This window comes from Serratia sp. PL7 (assembly GCF_945957435.1).
In genome coordinates this window covers 1-15,985 of sequence record NZ_CAMFLB010000038.1, presented here as the reverse complement: position 1 = coordinate 15,985, position 15,985 = coordinate 1, and the positions used below count along the sequence as shown (strand labels likewise).

At 48.2% G+C, this 15,985-nt stretch carries 24 protein-coding genes; 9 read left to right on the top strand and 15 right to left on the bottom strand.

Annotated elements, in window-relative coordinates:
• The first annotated feature begins 148 nt into the window (after nt 1–148).
• On the top strand, nt 149–1,318 hold the full coding sequence (locus tag N6G83_RS50640; RefSeq protein ID WP_211136878.1) for an integrase family protein: 1,170 nt from the start codon (nt 149–151) through the stop codon (nt 1,316–1,318).
• Here the strand turns inward: N6G83_RS50640 and N6G83_RS50635 are convergent.
• From N6G83_RS50635 to N6G83_RS50565, 15 genes are all read right to left on the bottom strand, one after another.
• Nucleotides 1,302–1,484, bottom strand: coding sequence for a helix-turn-helix transcriptional regulator (locus N6G83_RS50635; protein WP_071784428.1), 183 nt, complete (start codon nt 1,482–1,484; stop codon nt 1,302–1,304). The genes N6G83_RS50640 and N6G83_RS50635 overlap by 17 nt on opposite strands.
• 70 nt (nt 1,485–1,554) lie before the next feature.
• Nucleotides 1,555–1,791, bottom strand: coding sequence for a hypothetical protein (locus tag N6G83_RS50630; protein ID WP_260524291.1), 237 nt, complete (start codon nt 1,789–1,791; stop codon nt 1,555–1,557).
• A 153-nt stretch (nt 1,792–1,944) separates the two neighbouring features.
• Entirely contained in the window at nt 1,945–2,520 is a 576-nt protein-coding gene (locus N6G83_RS50625) for a 3'-5' exonuclease (protein WP_248006712.1), read from the bottom strand.
• Nucleotides 2,521–2,710: 190 nt separating this feature from the next.
• On the bottom strand, nt 2,711–3,502 hold the full coding sequence (locus tag N6G83_RS50620; RefSeq protein WP_248006711.1) for a hypothetical protein: 792 nt from the start codon (nt 3,500–3,502) through the stop codon (nt 2,711–2,713).
• A complete protein-coding gene (locus N6G83_RS50615; RefSeq protein WP_211136903.1) occupies nt 3,499–3,720 on the bottom strand; it encodes a hypothetical protein in 222 nt (73 codons plus the stop codon). Before N6G83_RS50615 ends, N6G83_RS50620 begins: the two co-directional genes overlap by 4 nt.
• Nucleotide 3,721: 1 nt before the next feature.
• Nucleotides 3,722–4,363: a hypothetical protein gene (locus N6G83_RS50610; RefSeq protein WP_248006710.1), complete on the bottom strand. Its 642-nt coding sequence runs from the start codon at nt 4,361–4,363 to the stop codon at nt 3,722–3,724.
• Nucleotides 4,360–4,590, bottom strand: coding sequence for a hypothetical protein (locus N6G83_RS50605; RefSeq protein WP_211136902.1), 231 nt, complete (start codon nt 4,588–4,590; stop codon nt 4,360–4,362). The genes N6G83_RS50610 and N6G83_RS50605 overlap by 4 nt, the downstream gene beginning before the upstream one ends.
• Nucleotides 4,577–5,908 carry a ParB/RepB/Spo0J family partition protein gene (locus tag N6G83_RS50600; RefSeq protein WP_260524290.1) on the bottom strand — a complete coding sequence of 444 codons (1,332 nt, stop codon included), beginning with the start codon at nt 5,906–5,908 and terminating at the stop codon, nt 4,577–4,579. Before N6G83_RS50600 ends, N6G83_RS50605 begins: the two co-directional genes overlap by 14 nt.
• A gap of 91 nt (nt 5,909–5,999) precedes the next feature.
• Nucleotides 6,000–6,803 (bottom strand): DUF2303 family protein, encoded by an 804-nt coding sequence (locus N6G83_RS50595; protein WP_211136928.1) that lies wholly within the window; start codon nt 6,801–6,803, stop codon nt 6,000–6,002.
• Between the two features lie 43 nt (nt 6,804–6,846).
• Entirely contained in the window at nt 6,847–7,209 is a 363-nt protein-coding gene (locus N6G83_RS50590; RefSeq protein ID WP_024529216.1) for a hypothetical protein, read from the bottom strand.
• A gap of 341 nt (nt 7,210–7,550) precedes the next feature.
• Complete coding sequence (locus N6G83_RS50585) at nt 7,551–7,706, bottom strand: hypothetical protein (RefSeq protein WP_211136888.1); 156 nt, start codon at nt 7,704–7,706, stop codon at nt 7,551–7,553.
• Nucleotides 7,707–7,764: 58 nt separating this feature from the next.
• Nucleotides 7,765–8,022 (bottom strand): hypothetical protein, encoded by a 258-nt coding sequence (locus N6G83_RS50580; RefSeq protein WP_211136889.1) that lies wholly within the window; start codon nt 8,020–8,022, stop codon nt 7,765–7,767.
• Between the two features lie 11 nt (nt 8,023–8,033).
• Nucleotides 8,034–8,249, bottom strand: a complete 216-nt coding sequence (locus tag N6G83_RS50575) for a transthyretin-like family protein (RefSeq protein ID WP_248006707.1) — start codon at nt 8,247–8,249, stop codon at nt 8,034–8,036.
• Between the two features lie 237 nt (nt 8,250–8,486).
• Nucleotides 8,487–8,672 (bottom strand): hypothetical protein, encoded by a 186-nt coding sequence (locus tag N6G83_RS50570; protein ID WP_211136890.1) that lies wholly within the window; start codon nt 8,670–8,672, stop codon nt 8,487–8,489.
• Between the two features lie 631 nt (nt 8,673–9,303).
• Nucleotides 9,304–9,948: a LexA family protein gene (locus N6G83_RS50565; RefSeq protein ID WP_248006718.1), complete on the bottom strand. Its 645-nt coding sequence runs from the start codon at nt 9,946–9,948 to the stop codon at nt 9,304–9,306.
• Nucleotides 9,949–9,960: 12 nt separating this feature from the next.
• Here N6G83_RS50565 and N6G83_RS50560 point away from each other — a divergent pair, with 12 nt between their 5' ends.
• From N6G83_RS50560 to N6G83_RS50520, 8 genes are all read left to right on the top strand, one after another.
• Nucleotides 9,961–10,269 carry a helix-turn-helix transcriptional regulator gene (locus tag N6G83_RS50560; protein ID WP_409529741.1) on the top strand — a complete coding sequence of 103 codons (309 nt, stop codon included), beginning with the start codon at nt 9,961–9,963 and terminating at the stop codon, nt 10,267–10,269.
• Nucleotides 10,270–10,328: 59 nt separating this feature from the next.
• Entirely contained in the window at nt 10,329–10,787 is a 459-nt protein-coding gene (locus tag N6G83_RS50555; RefSeq protein ID WP_024529212.1) for a YmfL family putative regulatory protein, read from the top strand.
• A gap of 549 nt (nt 10,788–11,336) precedes the next feature.
• Nucleotides 11,337–12,866, top strand: coding sequence for a DEAD/DEAH box helicase (locus N6G83_RS50545; RefSeq protein WP_260524289.1), 1,530 nt, complete (start codon nt 11,337–11,339; stop codon nt 12,864–12,866).
• Nucleotides 12,863–13,831 carry a toprim domain-containing protein gene (locus N6G83_RS50540; protein ID WP_260524288.1) on the top strand — a complete coding sequence of 323 codons (969 nt, stop codon included), beginning with the start codon at nt 12,863–12,865 and terminating at the stop codon, nt 13,829–13,831. The genes N6G83_RS50545 and N6G83_RS50540 overlap by 4 nt, the downstream gene beginning before the upstream one ends.
• Complete coding sequence (locus N6G83_RS50535) at nt 13,828–14,166, top strand: DUF968 domain-containing protein (protein WP_074030485.1); 339 nt, start codon at nt 13,828–13,830, stop codon at nt 14,164–14,166. Before N6G83_RS50540 ends, N6G83_RS50535 begins: the two co-directional genes overlap by 4 nt.
• Complete coding sequence (locus tag N6G83_RS50530; protein WP_211134550.1) at nt 14,163–14,828, top strand: hypothetical protein; 666 nt, start codon at nt 14,163–14,165, stop codon at nt 14,826–14,828. The genes N6G83_RS50535 and N6G83_RS50530 overlap by 4 nt, the downstream gene beginning before the upstream one ends.
• A gap of 138 nt (nt 14,829–14,966) precedes the next feature.
• A complete protein-coding gene (locus N6G83_RS50525; RefSeq protein ID WP_211134551.1) occupies nt 14,967–15,503 on the top strand; it encodes a hypothetical protein in 537 nt (178 codons plus the stop codon).
• 186 nt (nt 15,504–15,689) lie between these two features.
• Nucleotides 15,690–15,863 carry a hypothetical protein gene (locus N6G83_RS50520; RefSeq protein WP_211134552.1) on the top strand — a complete coding sequence of 58 codons (174 nt, stop codon included), beginning with the start codon at nt 15,690–15,692 and terminating at the stop codon, nt 15,861–15,863.
• The last annotated feature ends 122 nt before the right edge of the window (nt 15,864–15,985 follow it).

Here is a 15,985-nt window from a genome sequence, read left to right as displayed (position 1 = left end):
CGTAAATCCTCAAGTTTTATCAAGCCTTATGTTTCTTTCCTTTCTCTATCATCCCTCCTAGTTTCGCCGTTTGTTCGCTTCGTTCACTTGCCTTTGAGTACAGATTGAGTACAGAATGCAATTAACGATTGTGTACAGGATCTATAACATGGCCCTTAGCGATACCAAACTGCGCAGCATACACAACAAACCATATTCAGGGCCTGCGGAGCTTACCGACAGTGACGGCCTAAGTGTACGCATAACCCCGGCTGGTACTGTTACTTTCCAGCATCGATACCGCTGGAATGGCAAGCCGGTGCGCCTAACTGTTGGCCGCTATCCGGTGATGTCACTCAAGGATGCGCGGGTAGCTGTTGGCGAGATGCGCGAATTGTACCTGAAGGGCATCAACCCTAAAACCTATTTTGTAGGCGCAACGGGAGAACTGACCCTTAAGGAGTGCCTAGATCAGTGGTGGGAAAAGTATGTAACTGGGCTTAAGCCTAACACCCAGACGCTTTACCGCTCGGTTGTGTACAACACGATGTACACACAATTCGAAGATGTACCGGTGGCACAAATCCCTGTGTCGCTATGGGTTCAGTTTTTTGATAAGCAGGAAAAGCTTAATAAGAAGAAAGTCCGAGTTTTGCTGCTCCAACTGCGTTCTGTGATCAACTGGTGTATCAGCAGGCAGTTGATCCCTTCATGCGAACTATCAAAGCTAAGTGTGAAGAATATCGGTAAAAAACCCGATACCGGTAGCCGCGTTTTAACGTTTACAGAACTAGCAAAAGTATGGTTGGCGCTGGAGAACAGCAAAATCGTATCTTCTAATAAGTTGCTTCACCAGTTGCTCTTGCTGTGGGGAGCTCGGTTGTCAGAACTGCGCCTGGCTAGGGTTGAAGAGTTCAATATGGAAGACCTGATTTGGACTACACCCGGCGCACATTCGAAAATGGGTAACGTGATCCGCCGCCCTATATTTGCTCAAGTTAAACCTTACATAGAGCGGCTGATAGCAGCAAAAAACCCGGTTCTCTTTCCTGGGCAAGAGCTGGATAAATCGATTGATCGGTCTTCGGCAAACCTGTACATGAAAAAGCTTAGGGATAAGATTGATATTCCGGAGTGGCGTACGCACGATTTCCGGCGTTCGCTGGTGACGAATCTTTCAGGGGAAGGGGTCATGCCCCATGTCACCGAAAAGATGCTGGGGCATGAATTAGGGGGGGTGATGGCCGTGTATAACAAACACGATTGGTTGGCAGAACAGAAAGAAGCGTATGAGCTGTATGCTGATAAGATTTTTTGGCATGTTAAGCAGCTCGGTTAACCCCTCCATTTTCGATCCATTTCTCAACTGCCTGGCGGCTATATCTTGATGGATGGGTAAGCACGGGGGAGGGGAAACCATATTTAGTGCGTAGCCGCCACAGTGCAGTACGTTTCTTCCCTGTGAGGGTAAACACCTCTTCTTCAGTCATGAAGTCAGTAATCATTTTAAGCCTCTCTTCATTAGGTATAAAAAACCCCGGCGCATAGCCAGGGAGTTTTCGTTCAACTATTTTGCTATTTGAGCCTTCGCAAAGAACTTGCTTGGTAAGTCCGGCCAACACGTAGCACTGTGGCGATCAGGGATTCAACACAACGCGCCGCTTGTGGGTCTACTGCCAGTAAATCACTGCTTATCTGAGCCCACGATTTTTCAATCGTGTTAAAGCATTCAAAAAAACGCTCAACGTCTATCGCTGAAGCATCAGGTTCTATTTCAGCACTCTCTGTAAAAGGAACGTTATTAGATGACATATGGCCTCTCTAATTAATTGAAAATAATGGACAAATGTCCTTTCACGAGTGCGCGCTGATTGAGTGTTGTTAATGAGTGATAAACAATCAAATAGAACCTAGCGATCAATTACGCCTTATCGATCGGTTTAACAGATCGATGATGGTAAGTGACTAATTTTGCTGGTGGGGCGCAAGTAGCCGCTGATAGATTGCCGATACATATTTAGCCTGGTGTATCGCATCATGTAGAGCGTTATGGGGCTCGCCGTCAAAAGGCATATCCCGCTTAGGGTCGAATCCGATTTCGCGCCCTAGCTCTACGATGGTGCGTACATCGCGATCGTTGAACCAGTTCCAACACGGTGGCATGCCGCAGCGTTCATACGCACCGCGCAGAATCACATTGTCGAAAGAGGCCCCATTACCCCAAACCCTGAGGTATTTCGGCTGTTCGCAGTTGGCTGCAACAAAATCGGATAGGTTAAAAAGAGCCTCAGAAATTGGAATGGCCTGATCGCTGGTGATTGCTGCTCGGGCTTCGCTGCTTTGCTTCAGCCACCAAATGATGGTTTCTGACTCTACAATCGCGCCAATAGCCATTTCACTTTCGAGGCTTATTGCGGCATAGAATTTTTTGCCTATCGCCCCAGAGTTTGGGTTAAAGAACACTGCGCCGATCGAAAGGATTGGGGCAGTAGATTTTTTTCCCATGGTTTCAGCATCAACCATTAAATGTTCATTAACCATATGTTTTTTCTCTCTTATCTCATAATTTGCGTGAATGAGTAGAATCCATAATCGCAAAATACTGTATGCATAAACAGTATCAGCGAATCAGGGATTGATCAATCTGGGGGAGGGGTAATAAGGACACTTTGCGTACAACATAATGATTATTGTGTTGTATTAGGCACTGCACACAACAACTAGAAATTACTTAGTCAGTCGCAGGCATAGCTGCCAGGATAGCGCGGCGAAGTATGTTAACGGAATTGCAAGAGCCTCTATCATCACCATTACAGCGGGCGATGAAATCATCAATCCAATCCAGCGCCGCAGCCACATCATCAGGAACCACTGGTGCTTGAAGTGTCAGTTCTTCAGCTCGGATACGGTCAGCCAATTCTTTGGCTTCTCCAGCCAGCTTAAGTGCGCGCTTAAGGTGGTCAGATTGCGGTATCCCCGTCAGCTTGTGAGGCTCGTATGCGGTGTGGCAGGCTTCAGGAGGAGTGAAACCTATGACCTGATCCCCTTCAGTAACCAGGCGAATCAACATGGCCAGATTATCAATGATTTCACCTTCGACGTTCACCCACTCTTCGCGCCCTTCGGTGTAGTGGATTACAGCCTTGATAACTTCTCCGCTTTCCTCAGCTACTTTGTTAAGTACATAGTTCGGTTGCGGATATTTACGCATAGCTTTGTCAGCTGATGCTCGCGCCTTTTGCACCAAGACGCCGAAGTAATCGTCCGGCAGCGCTGGCGGAGCGGTGAATAGCTCATGATGCCCGTCCGATAAATTATGGTTCTCGTACTCGCTGAAGCCATCCATAATCACTAAGCCATCTGCAACAATGCACGACGCTACCGGTTCGCTAACCGCACTCCTTGCGGCTATTAACTCGTCAATGATTGAAACAAACTCTTCTGTTGATGCTCTGTCGTTCCATCCGCCGCCCGTTGTCAGGAACCGGCGAATGACCGCGACACGTTCAGTTGATATGGTCATGCAACCTCCTCGAATTCAACGGAGCCATCTAAGCCTGGGATATGATAAGTTGCGACGCTATCATCGTCGGAATATGTCAGAGGATGGGCTATCCACTCACTATTTGGATAATCATCATCACCAACAGAGAGCATGCCTGCACCTGCGTAGTCAGCCGCATACGTTTCTCCTTCCGTCCAGAAACCAGTTTCGTCTTTTGTGCATTTCAGCTTTGACATATCACTCCCCTTTAGGCGCAGCACGATCTAAGCGCTCAATCTCTGCCAGAATTAGCGCCCCAGCTTTAACTAAGTTGCGGCGGTAGCTGGTGGGTTTCCAATCTGAGAAATCCCACGGCCAGTATTCAGGGGCATAACCTGGTTCACAAAACTCATCATGACCATTTAGCGCATAACAACCCGCTGCGTGAGCAATTGAGCCGCTGGCGTGACCGTCATCATGTTCCGGCGTCCAACCCTCGGCGCTGATCTGTCGCTGCCGTTCGGCCACCACATCAACAAGCGCTGGCCGTAATGTTAGATTTGGCCCCATACACACCTTAAGAGCCTCATAGAAACAACCTTTGAGATTGTTGAACTGGTGCCCATTCAGCGGGCCATGTTCTGTCAGCATGTCGTGTAGCTTCCATGCTGCATCGTTAACCTCATTTGAACTTTGCGCAGGGATAATAGGATGCTGAAGTCGCTGTTCTGCTGACTCTGCACGGTGTTTCATTTCGCCCAATACAACAAGCAGCTCGTCATGGCTGTTGAGCAACGCCTTTACTGCTGGAGAGTAACGCCAGTTTTGGCTATCCGGGCCAGTGGCAGCGTCTCGAAGTTCTTCTTTTGCATCTTCCAGTGTGATTTTTAACTTGCTCATGCTTTCTGCTCCTGCATTATTGCGTTGTAATCATTATTAATAAGTAGCTGCCAGTTATTACCGTTATCACGAGACAGCAAACGCCAGCGCTTGTTAACACGGAAGGTCAGATAGCCTTTTAATTTTGTTCGGCGGGGAATTAATTGGCTTTTGCTGAATTGAGATAAGGTATGAAGCGCCTTTGCTGTTATCCACAAAGGCGCATTGTTAAAGTTAATATTGCTCATTGCTGGTGGCCTTCATTTCGATAGCAGAATGGATTTCGGCACGCAGCATTCTGATGTTTTCCCATTTATCACAAGGGATGGTATCTACAAGTGAAATAAAATCGCCCATATTCATCACTGGACTTTCCGGATCACCCATAGTCTCTGACGAGACATCATGCAGCCGCTCAAACATCGAGTCAGGCACTTCAGCATTACCGAACTTTTCATTCAGCCAGGTTCGAAGCTCTTGAGCTTCCTGATATTGGGTAATAAGCGCTTTGGCCTTATAGATTGTCTCTGTTGGCACAACAACGGCTTCTGGATTTTCGAAAGAATCAGCCGCCCAGGTGTGAGCGAACTTCGACTCGTGAAACAGAAAATCATCTTTATCGCCAAATGCTGCTGCCGCGCATGCCCATACCTCTATTCCACTCTTACTGATAATGTCGGTTTTCAGTAAAGGGAGTTGATCGCCATCGGTGGTCTGTACTGGTTCACTTGTAGATGCCGTGTTGCTAGCGCTGGTAGGCTTATTTTCGTGACGATATTCTTGGAGGATAGAGATTAATTCAGCTTTAACTGAAGGGTGGATGCGCAAAAGGTGCTCGTCGCCGTTCTCTACTGTTTCCGCATCGAACAGGAGCTCAAGCGCTCGACGGGCTTTTTTGGCGCTGAACTGCGGCTGTGCAATGCTTTTGGTAACTTTGGTTTTACCAGCATCCTCAGCTTTTTTCATGAGCCGCGCTGCTTCGCGGTCAGCGTACACACCGTGCTCACGGTTAAGCTGGATAGCTAATGAGTAATTCATAGAACCGGCCCTAACCAGGCTCTTAACGTACGGAGTGCATTCCTGTAATTGCAGGTGCTGAAGGATGTCAGACTCAGACCGCTTAACCTTCTTGGCGATCTCTGCATTGGTCCAGCCTTGATTCACAAGCCGCTGATAAGCCGCGCCTCGTTCTATTGGGGAAAGTGCCAGCCCTTGCGAACTGGTGACCATGAAGGCGATTTTATCTGCTTCAGTGCCGACGAAATCCTTACATTCGAGGCGCAACACTTCATGTCCGGCAGCAGACGCTAATAACGCACCATGGTAGCGGTGGTGACCGTCGATCACTTTCACACCCTTTTCCGTTATTTCAACAGCAAGAGGGGGAATAAACTCACCGGCAATCCAGGAATCCCTAAACTCTTCAACGTGTGCTTGGTTTAATTCACGAACGTTATAGCCTTCCTCTGCATAAATTTCATTGAGAGGAACCATAAACGTTTTACGGGTGGAAATATCAGAGCCAATACTTTCACGCGCAGCATAACGCTGACTTAAAGTTGCCATAATTTATCTATCCATTCAGAGGGGTGAAAATGCTTCACTATGCGCCACACGAGGCGGCGCATAAGACAGCACTTTATTAGGTGGTTAATATTTAAATGCGGCCTTCAAACACCGGTACATCTGGTAACTGGCTTTGCAAATCAACAAGAATTTCATTGTATGCATGCTCAATGATTTTCTGCGGTTCAATCAGCTCGTACCAGAGAGTGAGCCTTCCTTCGCGGAGGCGATAACGGAACCGCGCATCGATTTGGTAAGGAGTGCCGTTATGGAACGGGGAGATTGCCAAGCTGATTTTTTCCGGCAACTGAGTGTTACCACTACCCGATTTTTCGTTGCTGAACGCCATCTGGTATGTACCATCATTCAAGCGGTTTACCGATTTAAATTCAGATGTACGCGTTTCTTGGAATGCCAGCACCATTGCTAACAGATCGTTGCCAGAGGTTTTATTTGAGTCAGACACAGGGGCAATGCTTTTAATGTTCTGCTCAATAAACTCGGCGAACTCAACCTGATCCATTTTATGCTTATCACTACCGGTAAAGGCTTTCCACTCTTCGGAGTGTGGGCAGTCATACGTAACAATATGCGTGTTTTTAAACGGGCTTTTACTATCCAGATGGTAATCCAGCACGCCGCGAAAACGCGTATTTTCAGTATCGGCAAAAATAACGCTACGGTCATCTTTGAAGCGCACAAGATAGGCGATTAGAGAAGAGGCAGACGTAACCATTACACTCTGTTTAATCTGCTCCTTATCAACCATGTATTTTTCAAGGGATGCGAGCTCATAACCGCGCGGCACAACTGCATAAGGAATATCAGTTTTAACCAGGCTGCTTGCTACCGCTAGTTCTGCAACATGCTTAACTGACTCGTTGGTAATATCCATTTTAAATCCTTCTTTATGGTGAGGGTTTAACTGCGGTGGGTTATTAGCCGTTCTGCGTCAAACGAATTGGCGCGGCGGCTGGCTGTGTATCAATAACTTTCAAATCCATCTGAACTTGTGAGGGGTCGTCACGCATCAAATCGCCATCTGCCGTTGAAAACATAATGGTGTCAGCGCGGCCAAGTTCAGGGATAGACGTTTTGACAGTTGGCGTGATTTTCATTGTGTTTTCATCACGCGTGTTAAGCATGGAACAAGTAAGGACTAAGGTAACCGCCCCTTTTTTACCTGTTTCACGCACGGCCTTAATTACTCTTGCCAACTCTTCAGAAAGTTCACTGTCAAGAGTGCCTTTATTGATATATGAAAGATGTTGACTGAACGATGTGACCTTATTTTCACTCATTGATTAATCTCCTGAGTTAAACCTTTTTGAGGCATTGCATAATGCAAACGTTATTAGGCCCAGACAAGCGCCTACGACAGCTCCTATCACAAAAGCAATTAGCAGCATTTTGATATTCCATTGAGAAGTAAAAAGGGCGGCTACCCGCTGAACATTGTCGCCATCCTCCGTTAAGTAGTGATTGGAAGAACGGATAGCCGCCAAACTGTTACCACAACGAAAAGAGCACTGCCGAGCGCGGCAACACTCTACGCATGGATTGGGCTATGAACCCGTCATGTGCCAGTGCTCTTGTCGTTGTGCGCCTGGGTACTTCTCCACCTCAGGCGGCGGTGTGGGTTTTAAATTGGGTTGCCTTTCTGGGTAAGTAGCTTGACCAACTTAGACTTACGCACTTCAACAGCAGGTTGAGAGGAACGATCGCGGCGAACAGCTTGAACGGAAGGGCGAGCCCTCATCCAATCTGTGGAAGATGTGATAATATTGGTGGTGATCATGTATGAAGCTCCTTTGTACTGGTCAAGCCCCGGCGAAAGATGGGCGTCAGAGCCGGGGCTACTTAATTTTAATATTTGCGAATGTTGCAGCATGCGTACCGTATTGACTGATGAAATAGAGCCTACAATCCTCACAAAGAGACATGCTGCCGGTTACCCCGTTTTCATCAGGTCTTGTTTCGGTTGCAATAAAAACAGGCTTATTGGTACATCTAACCAGGCCGGGAACACCGCCCAGTGAAAATAAACTATGCCCATTTGGCTTTTCTGCCTGACATTGCTCATAGTCTGGGGGAATAAGCTGTTGCTCCGTCATAATGAAACCCTCTATTTATCTAAACCTAACGCCTCACGAATTTCAGCGGCGCGTTGTTCACTTCCTGCGATTTCGCCTGCATGGTACGCCCTGTTAATAAGGTCGATGATCAGGTCGAAATCATCCCTATAAAGCTTTACTGACAAATTTGCAGCAGGCTTACCATTTTCAAACTTGAATGTGGTTTGCTTTTGCATTGCCAGGTACTTGCCGCTGATGTAAGCCATCGTTTAACCCTCTGCTGTAATGGTGCGCACCGTAGGGAGCGATAGGTGTTATTAGCACTTCCAACCTTCAGCGGTTTTTATCCACTTGCGACCCTGATGGCGTCCAATCCGTAAATAGTACGCTGCACCATCACGCGTTAGCCTGTGGGCCACACCATCCGCATCAATAACACGCCAGTTAGTTCTACTATCCATCGTTCAACCCTCTGCTGTAGCCCCGTTGCCGGGGCGGTTTTTTTATGCCTGCACTACGTGGCGGTCGTTGTAATCTGCGTAGTAGGTGTTACCGTCCAGGCTTGCCGGTACTAGCGTGACGATGTAGCCAGCGCCAGATTTTCTCACTGACTCAAACGGGTAGTAATTGCCGTTAAGGATGTTGCGAACCATGTCACCAGCTACCAATTGTTTAGTTTTCTTTTCCATCGTGTAATCCTCTGCTGTAGTGGTTTTATGCCTACCGCCGAACATCAAGGCGGCAGGGTAAAACTACTCTGCGTTTTAAGGCTGGTTGCTGCGTTAATGGGTCGCCATGCCAAACTGCCCAGTGCGCATTGCGCCTCCTTTCCCCTGGTGCGTCGCTTTGGGAACGTGGCCCCGTTCCTCGCCGTTGGCGGGGTGGCCGGTACTGCGTTTAGTGCTTCATTGGCTTGATCTCCTATGGTTGAACACTCACGCCACATCATCGTGGCGGTTCGAGTTGCACGACTTATTAGCCTTCCTGTTCGTAACCTTTGCGTAAGGTATTGTCTGCTGACAAATTGCCTACCTGCCATCCATCCTGTCCGGCGCTGAAACAGCTAGGGCGAAGGGGTTAGCCTGTCGTGCGTTCCGTAATGTTAAAGAGCGGGCGGCGGGTGCCGGTGGAATGAATATCACATAACGTGTAATTAAAATCAAACACGAAATGTGTGTTATTGGTGTGTATCATGATTCCCCTTTGATTTGGATGGAGATTTATTTTCAGTAATGTTTGTGGGGACAGGATTTTTAGGCACAAAAAAACCGGCTCGGGGCCGGTTCAGTTTGGGGGGGTTTTACTCATAGTAGGATGTGGCTAAAACTTATCATCGCCCCATTTTGCAGCAATGACTTTACCCACTAACTTCACTCCACGCTCTATAAATTCAATCATATGGAACGAAGAGTTAAGGGCTACGAGATACTCAGTTCCTGCATCTTTCAAGTATTGCCTAAACACAGCCTCATCACTGTTGTTAACTTCAGAAATGCAGTAATCACCCGATGCTAAGTCTTCAAGCGGGTCTACAAGGATAAGCATCCCAGCAGGAAAACTAGGGCTTGCGCCTTGTGGGGCGGTCATTGAATGCCCCTTTACCTCTAACCAGAATGACGCCTCACTTGCTCGCTTATCAGATGTGATCCATCTAATCGGCTCAATGTCTGCGCCACTGCCTGGCGAGGATATGAGACTACCTGCCTTTAGAGAAGTAAGAAGCATGTACTTATAGTTTTTATAGACGGCTGAGCTTTCTTCACCAAAAAGCAACTCCCCCGGCGAAATCTCCAGGGCAGCACTTATCACCACAGCATCTTCTGCGCTGATCTTTCTAGTACCTAGTTCGTAATTGCCAATACGGGATATAGAACTCCATCCGCAAAGCCTTGCTAGCTGTGACTGGCTAAGGTTTTTGCTTTCTCGGAGCTGCCGTAACCGTTCATTGGGTTTTTGCATCAGCATTTTCATCCCTCAATGCTACCACATAACGTGTTTCTTTCAATTTCACGCTTTGAGTTGATCTCTTACACATATTGTGTGATATTTATCGAAATCAAATTGTGTGGAGTAGTTATGAACAACATAGCCGTACACCGAAAAAAGCTCGGTTTATCTCAGTCTGCACTGGCTTCGCTGATCGGTTGGACTACCTCGCGACTCTCAAATTATGAAATCGAGATTCGCACTCCTAGCCTGGATGACTCTCGTCTAATCGTTAGTGCTTTGAACAGCTTAGGGGCAGAGGTAACGCTGGATGACATTTTCCCGCCGCAAGCTGCTTAGCTGGTGGAAAGAGTATCTCCCGTTAACTCACGGGATGTAACTACCAAAGGAAAAGCGAAATGGTAGAGCAAAACCTTAAAGAAGTTGTGAAGGAGATGTGTGCTGCCTTCCCTGGTGGACGTTCAGCAATGGCTGGCGCATTGGGTATGAGCAAAACGCAATTCGATAACAACCTGTACGAAAAGAACGGTTGTCGCTTTTTTGAAGTAAGCGAGTTGGAAGCGATCGAAGACCTTTCTGGAACCTGTCTGCTGGCTGATTACTTCTCTGCCCGCAAGGGACGGATCAGCGTGAAAGTGCAGTCTCGGGATGATTTGGATCACGTTGAACTCTTTGCCTTGGGAACGCTGGTGGCGGCTAAACGAGGCCAAGTTGATTTAACCATTCAGGACTCAATTGCAAATGATGGCGTTATCGACGCTAGAGAAGCGGCGGAAATCCTAACTCTGCATAACCGCCATGTTGCAGCTCGTGAGGAATACGTGAGAGCCGTCATTGCTTTACACAGGGAAAACTGATGAACGCTCTGGCACTGACTGGAGGCACATCACTGTGACGTAAGCCATGGGGGGTGAGCATGTACGAAAACACGTTCGTGAGAACAGTAATGCCCACGGCTTTTTGCCGTGAGGATGCCGCATGGATACAGGCAAGGTTGAGTGAACTACCGATCGGGACGCGCAGCAAGGTAGCAAACCAGTATTCGGATGTTTACCAAGAAGCGTTTGACGCTGAGCCAGTGACCTACAGGCAAGAGAACGCGGGGCGCAGGGCGGCAAACGAGCGGTTGAGGTTATTCGCTGACAGGTATGCAAGGGCGAGCGTTGGACATACACAACCGCCTCCACTGGCTAGATGAATTGGGTGATTGGATGTTTGGACGGCTAGAAGTCTTTTTTTCTTTTGGGGGAGAGGGGAAGGGTAAGAGGGGGGTAAGGGGGGTGATCGGGTTGGGGTGTGGGGGAAGGAACAGGCTTAACCAAGAAGGTGATCTTAAAGGGATCGAGTAGTTAAAAACGCCGGGCAGACATTTAGACGGCTAAACATCTAAACGAGGAATAGAACGAATGCTTACCATCCAGCCACGCGAAAAACAGATTGTTGCACTGAATATGCTGCGCTCGGCATGGAAGCAACACGCATCATTCATGATGTACGCCCCGGTAGGGTTTGGCAAAACTGCGATAGCGGCGTTGATTACTGCCGGGTTTATCAGTCGCAACATGCGCGTAATGTTTGTGGCTCCGTACACCGTGCTGTTAGACCAGACGGCAACGCGTTTTATCGAATACGGTTTGCCTGCTGAAGAGATTGGCTACATCTGGCGTGATCATCCGGCATACGACCCGCGCCGCCTGATTCAGATCGCCTCTGCCGATACGCTGATCCGTCGTGACTTCCCTGAAGATATCGATCTGCTGATCATTGACGAGGCACACCTCAAGCGCAAAAAGATTCTTCAGACCATCGAGCACCTGACAACTAACACCGCCGTGAAAGTTCTCGGCCTGTCTGGCACCCCTTTCGCCAAGTTCCTCGGCACGTATTACCAGAAGCTGATCAAGCCAACGACCATGAAAGAGCTGATCAGCATCGGCGCTCTTAGCCCTTACGAGTTTTACGCACCATCCCAACCTGACTTGAGCGATGTAAAAACCTCCGAGCAAGCTGGCTATGGACGTGATTACAACGAAGAGCAGATCGGCGAGATCATGAGCGACGTTAAGTTAGTGGGCGATATCGTTAAGAACTGGTTGGAGAACGGGGAAGACCGACCAACGGTATGTTTCTGCGTGAACGTGGCTCACGCCAATTACGTTACTGTTGAATTCAACCGGGCCGGGGTAGCTGTTGAGATTATGACAGCAGCCACGCCGCATGAAGAACGTCAGCTTACTATCCGTCGCTTTGAGCAAGGTATCACCAAAATAATCGTTAACGTTGGTGTGCTGGTGGCCGGTTTCGATAGTGATGTTCGCTGCATCATCTTTGCCCGTCCTACCAAGTCAGAAATTCGTTGGATTCAGATTTTAGGGCGCGGCCTGCGTCCAGCTCCAGGCAAAGACACCTGCCTCATCTTCGACCATAGCGGCACCATCCACAAATTGGGCTATCCCGACGATATCGAATATGACTACCTGCCTGCCACGTCTGACGGCATGGAAGATGCCCCGGCCAGGGTGGTTAAAACCGATGAACCTGAGCGCCTGCCGAAAGAATGCCCCGAGTGCCACTACGTCAAGCCTGCGGGTATCTACATTTGCCCTAAATGCGGTTTCAAACCTATCGGCGGCGAAGACGTAGAGACAGACAAAACCCGCAAGCTCAAGAAAGTGAAGCAAACCAAGGAAGTGATCACCAAAGCGGTGAAACAAGCCTGGTGGAGTCAGATCCTCTATTACCAACGTTCCCGCAGCGCACAGGGCCGACCTATCAGCGAAGGCTGGTGTAAACACATGTTCCGCGAAAAATTCAGCGAATGGCCGAACGGCCTGAGCCATATGCCAATGGAGATCACTCCAGTGGTAAGCAACTTCATTAAATCAAGACAGATCGCCTTTGCTAAGGCGAAGCAGAAAGAAGGGAAAGCCGCATGAATACCAAACAAGCAGTAATCGGGCGTTGGCCCGAAATATTCAAGTTTTACGGCTTACCTCCGGTGACCGGTAAAAACCATTTTAAGGGTGAATGTCCGCTGTGTGGCCGTAAGGGGAAGTTTCGTTGTGATGACAAGAACGGCTCAGGTTCCTACGTATGCACTTGCGGTGCTGGGGATGGTTGGGCATTGCTGACTGGTTCCACAGGCAAGGACTTCAAGACGTTAGCGGCAGAGGTTGACAAGCTGATCGGTAGGGTATTTGTGCCTGGTGAATCCGTTCCTGCCCCCCGTTCTGGAATAGGCCCATTGCGTGAGCGTGTCAGCCATAAGTTTGCAAAGCTTACGCCGCTGCGTGGGACAGGTGCAGATGCATACCTGAAGAAGCGTGGGATCACGTCCTTGCCAATGGATCATGTTCGCTACTGCGATAGCCAGCGGGCTGCTGGTGGTGAGTACCAATCGATATACGCGCTAGCAACCGATGATAAAGGCGAGCTGTGCTACCTGCATCGCACCTTATTAGATGGTGACAAAAAAGCGGCTGCTGCTGGTGGAGCCCAAAAGAAGATGATGAAACTACAGGAAGACAGCTATCTAGAGCATGCCAGCTCGGTAGCAATCCGCATGTTCCCACCGTCTACCACGTTGGGTATCGCAGAGGGCATAGAAACCGCGCTTTCCTGCCATCAGATAACCCGCTGTAACACCTGGGCGACTCTCAACACGGCATTCATGAAGAAATTCCGTGTTCCGCTTGGCGTTCAGACCCTGATTATTTTTGCTGACACAGACCGCCACGCAGCGGGGCATGCTGCGGCGTTTGAATGCGCCCGAGCCAATCTTCATGCAAAGAACGATCTCCAAAGGGTGTTGGTTCGCTGGCCAAAATCTGGCGACTTCAATGATCTGCTGCAAAACGGTTCAGAGGTTTACGAGTGGGTATTCGAGAGGGAAAGCAAATGATAGCCAAGAAATTAAAAATCGACGCTGAGCCGCCTAAGTCTCACATGCTCATACCAAAGCTTGTTAGGCAGGAAGACAGCAAATACATCAAATGGGTTAAGACCCGACCTTGTAGCGGCTGCGGTGGTTCATCTGATGACCCACACCATGTAATAGGCCACGGCCAAGGGGGGACAGGAACCAAAGCGCATGACCTGTTCGCTATCCCTATGTGCAGGGGATGCCATACCAAACTGCACGAAGACCCGAAAGCATGGGAAGAGGAACACGGTAGCCAGGTAGTGATTTTATTCCGGTTCTTAGATTATTCAATTGGCATAGGAGCGATAGCATGACCCCTAATCAGAAGAGAAAGTTAAAACATGAGGCATGGGCTCTTGTTGCCGGTATCCCTCGCAAGTCTTACCTGGGTAAGTACAAGCGTCTGACCGAGATACAAACCCTCTGGATAAAATCATTATTGCGCGCCTGGGGCGATATGTACGGTGGCCGGGTAGATGGAAAGTTGAGGTGTAGCGGCGGTAGCGGTGTCTGGGGACAACTGGTCGCTGAAGAGTGGGACGACGACAACGCCAGCCAGATAGTTAAGGTGATGGGAGAGCTGCGCAAGAGCGGCTATAGAGGGGAAGCACAGTTAGAGCGGGCAAAAGCCATCTTGTGGCCTAAACAATCACTGGGGGCAATGCTGGTGGCTGCTGACCGGAAGGAGGAAGAGGATTTCATGGAACGTGCAGTGCTCACAGCCATGGAACACCTAAACCCTGCATACATCATCGGTAAAAGCTTCTATGCCGGTCATCACACTGTAACAGAGCTTGGTGAAACCCTCCGTAATCATTACGCGCCGTGGCTCTCTCGCATACAGTCTGAAGATAGAGTTCGCTGGTGTCTTGAAGTGTTTAACTCTGCTGTCTTCTGCTCCGTTCGTGTGGCTATTTGCATCGAAAACTCAAAAAATATGGAAAAAAGCTTGCAAACGGATAATGAAACTCTATAATTCAGGTATGCTTTCGCAAAGCTGTACCATCAAGCGACTGAACAAAATGACCCGCCTCGTAGCGGGTTTTTGTTTATAAAAAGCTTTAAAAAGCGTAATGTGACACCATAATATTATTGAAGTTATGGAAACCTTCAGATGCTCTCATTGGATGAAATAAGCCAGGCAGTCCGTAATAACCTTCAATTAATCATTGATTCTCAGCAGCTTAAGTTGGCTGTTGGTCCGATATCTGAGCAGGATTATCGAATCCTATCTGGTGGATTTGGTGAACTTGAGTGGGATGTAGGGTTGTGCAGTTACGGAAACAACCCGAACCGTTTTGAGTTTTGCATCAAATTGGTTAAAAATGCTGTTGAGGCGGTTCCTTCAGGAGCAGCTTTATGTGTTTACGGTATTGATGATCATATCTTCCGTATCCACATGATAGAAAGCTTTGTGAGGGATGAGGATGAGCACCCCTTAAAAGGCCGAATGGTAATGCTTACACTTATGGCAGCTTACCTGTTTTGCATGGCTGTTGATGCAGAGGGGGTACAGATATGCGAGCCTGTGAAAGAGTTGTTAGGGTACTATGCATCTTTCGGTTTTGAGATGCATGATAGTGGTTATGCCATGTTTGCGGATGTGAGTACGTTAGAAGTTGCATTTGAAAAATTCTTCAAAAGCGTATAAGTTTTTAGCACAAAAACAGTAGACGCTAGTTGTCAACATGATAGGATGAGCCTCCCAACGGTAGTCAAAACTACTGATATAAGCAGTTATAGGTAACGAAACGTAACTGGTGAGTTGGGTGTTTTTAGCATAGATGCTAGAATGTTTCTTAATGAGAGCCGCGTAGGTACTCATAAAGGGGTCAATATGAAAGAGCAAAAAGTAGCCAAAACTGAAGTTAAGTTCGACACAAAAAGCGCATTTGCGAAAATGGGCGCTGCTGTTGACGTTCTGATGAAGGCTGCCCCAAACGCATTCGAACACAAAGCCGGATGTAGTGAAAAACAGGGCCAACCTCGTCGTAGAAAAGCAGTAGCTTAAGCTTTTCGCAGGCACTTTTTGTAACCCGCCATTTTGGCGGGTTTTCTTTTATATGTATCCATAGAATTTATCGAAGAGCCCTAGCTTAACCGCTGGGGCTTTTTCATTTGGGCTACCTCATG

Coding starts and splice junctions, on each gene's coding strand:
- N6G83_RS50570 (WP_211136890.1), bottom strand. CDS start 8,672: ATGGAAAAGAAAACTAAACAATTGGTAGCTGGTGACATGGTTCGCAAC.
- N6G83_RS50525 (WP_211134551.1), top strand. CDS start 14,967: ATGCTCTCATTGGATGAAATAAGCCAGGCAGTCCGTAATAACCTTCAA.
- N6G83_RS50560 (WP_409529741.1), top strand. CDS start 9,961: ATGCTACCACATAACGTGTTTCTTTCAATTTCACGCTTTGAGTTGATC.
- N6G83_RS50610 (WP_248006710.1), bottom strand. CDS start 4,363: ATGAGCAAGTTAAAAATCACACTGGAAGATGCAAAAGAAGAACTTCGA.
- N6G83_RS50565 (WP_248006718.1), bottom strand. CDS start 9,948: ATGCTGATGCAAAAACCCAATGAACGGTTACGGCAGCTCCGAGAAAGC.
- N6G83_RS50555 (WP_024529212.1), top strand. CDS start 10,329: ATGGTAGAGCAAAACCTTAAAGAAGTTGTGAAGGAGATGTGTGCTGCC.
- N6G83_RS50600 (WP_260524290.1), bottom strand. CDS start 5,908: ATGGCAACTTTAAGTCAGCGTTATGCTGCGCGTGAAAGTATTGGCTCT.
- N6G83_RS50630 (WP_260524291.1), bottom strand. CDS start 1,791: ATGTCATCTAATAACGTTCCTTTTACAGAGAGTGCTGAAATAGAACCT.
- N6G83_RS50640 (WP_211136878.1), top strand. CDS start 149: ATGGCCCTTAGCGATACCAAACTGCGCAGCATACACAACAAACCATAT.
- N6G83_RS50540 (WP_260524288.1), top strand. CDS start 12,863: ATGAATACCAAACAAGCAGTAATCGGGCGTTGGCCCGAAATATTCAAG.
- N6G83_RS50635 (WP_071784428.1), bottom strand. CDS start 1,484: ATGATTACTGACTTCATGACTGAAGAAGAGGTGTTTACCCTCACAGGG.
- N6G83_RS50535 (WP_074030485.1), top strand. CDS start 13,828: ATGATAGCCAAGAAATTAAAAATCGACGCTGAGCCGCCTAAGTCTCAC.
- N6G83_RS50575 (WP_248006707.1), bottom strand. CDS start 8,249: ATGGCTTACATCAGCGGCAAGTACCTGGCAATGCAAAAGCAAACCACA.
- N6G83_RS50620 (WP_248006711.1), bottom strand. CDS start 3,502: ATGACCATATCAACTGAACGTGTCGCGGTCATTCGCCGGTTCCTGACA.
- N6G83_RS50520 (WP_211134552.1), top strand. CDS start 15,690: ATGAAAGAGCAAAAAGTAGCCAAAACTGAAGTTAAGTTCGACACAAAA.
- N6G83_RS50590 (WP_024529216.1), bottom strand. CDS start 7,209: ATGAGTGAAAATAAGGTCACATCGTTCAGTCAACATCTTTCATATATC.
- N6G83_RS50615 (WP_211136903.1), bottom strand. CDS start 3,720: ATGTCAAAGCTGAAATGCACAAAAGACGAAACTGGTTTCTGGACGGAA.
- N6G83_RS50625 (WP_248006712.1), bottom strand. CDS start 2,520: ATGGTTAATGAACATTTAATGGTTGATGCTGAAACCATGGGAAAAAAA.
- N6G83_RS50605 (WP_211136902.1), bottom strand. CDS start 4,590: ATGAGCAATATTAACTTTAACAATGCGCCTTTGTGGATAACAGCAAAG.
- N6G83_RS50580 (WP_211136889.1), bottom strand. CDS start 8,022: ATGACGGAGCAACAGCTTATTCCCCCAGACTATGAGCAATGTCAGGCA.
- N6G83_RS50530 (WP_211134550.1), top strand. CDS start 14,163: ATGACCCCTAATCAGAAGAGAAAGTTAAAACATGAGGCATGGGCTCTT.
- N6G83_RS50595 (WP_211136928.1), bottom strand. CDS start 6,803: ATGGATATTACCAACGAGTCAGTTAAGCATGTTGCAGAACTAGCGGTA.
- N6G83_RS50585 (WP_211136888.1), bottom strand. CDS start 7,706: ATGATCACCACCAATATTATCACATCTTCCACAGATTGGATGAGGGCT.
- N6G83_RS50545 (WP_260524289.1), top strand. CDS start 11,337: ATGCTTACCATCCAGCCACGCGAAAAACAGATTGTTGCACTGAATATG.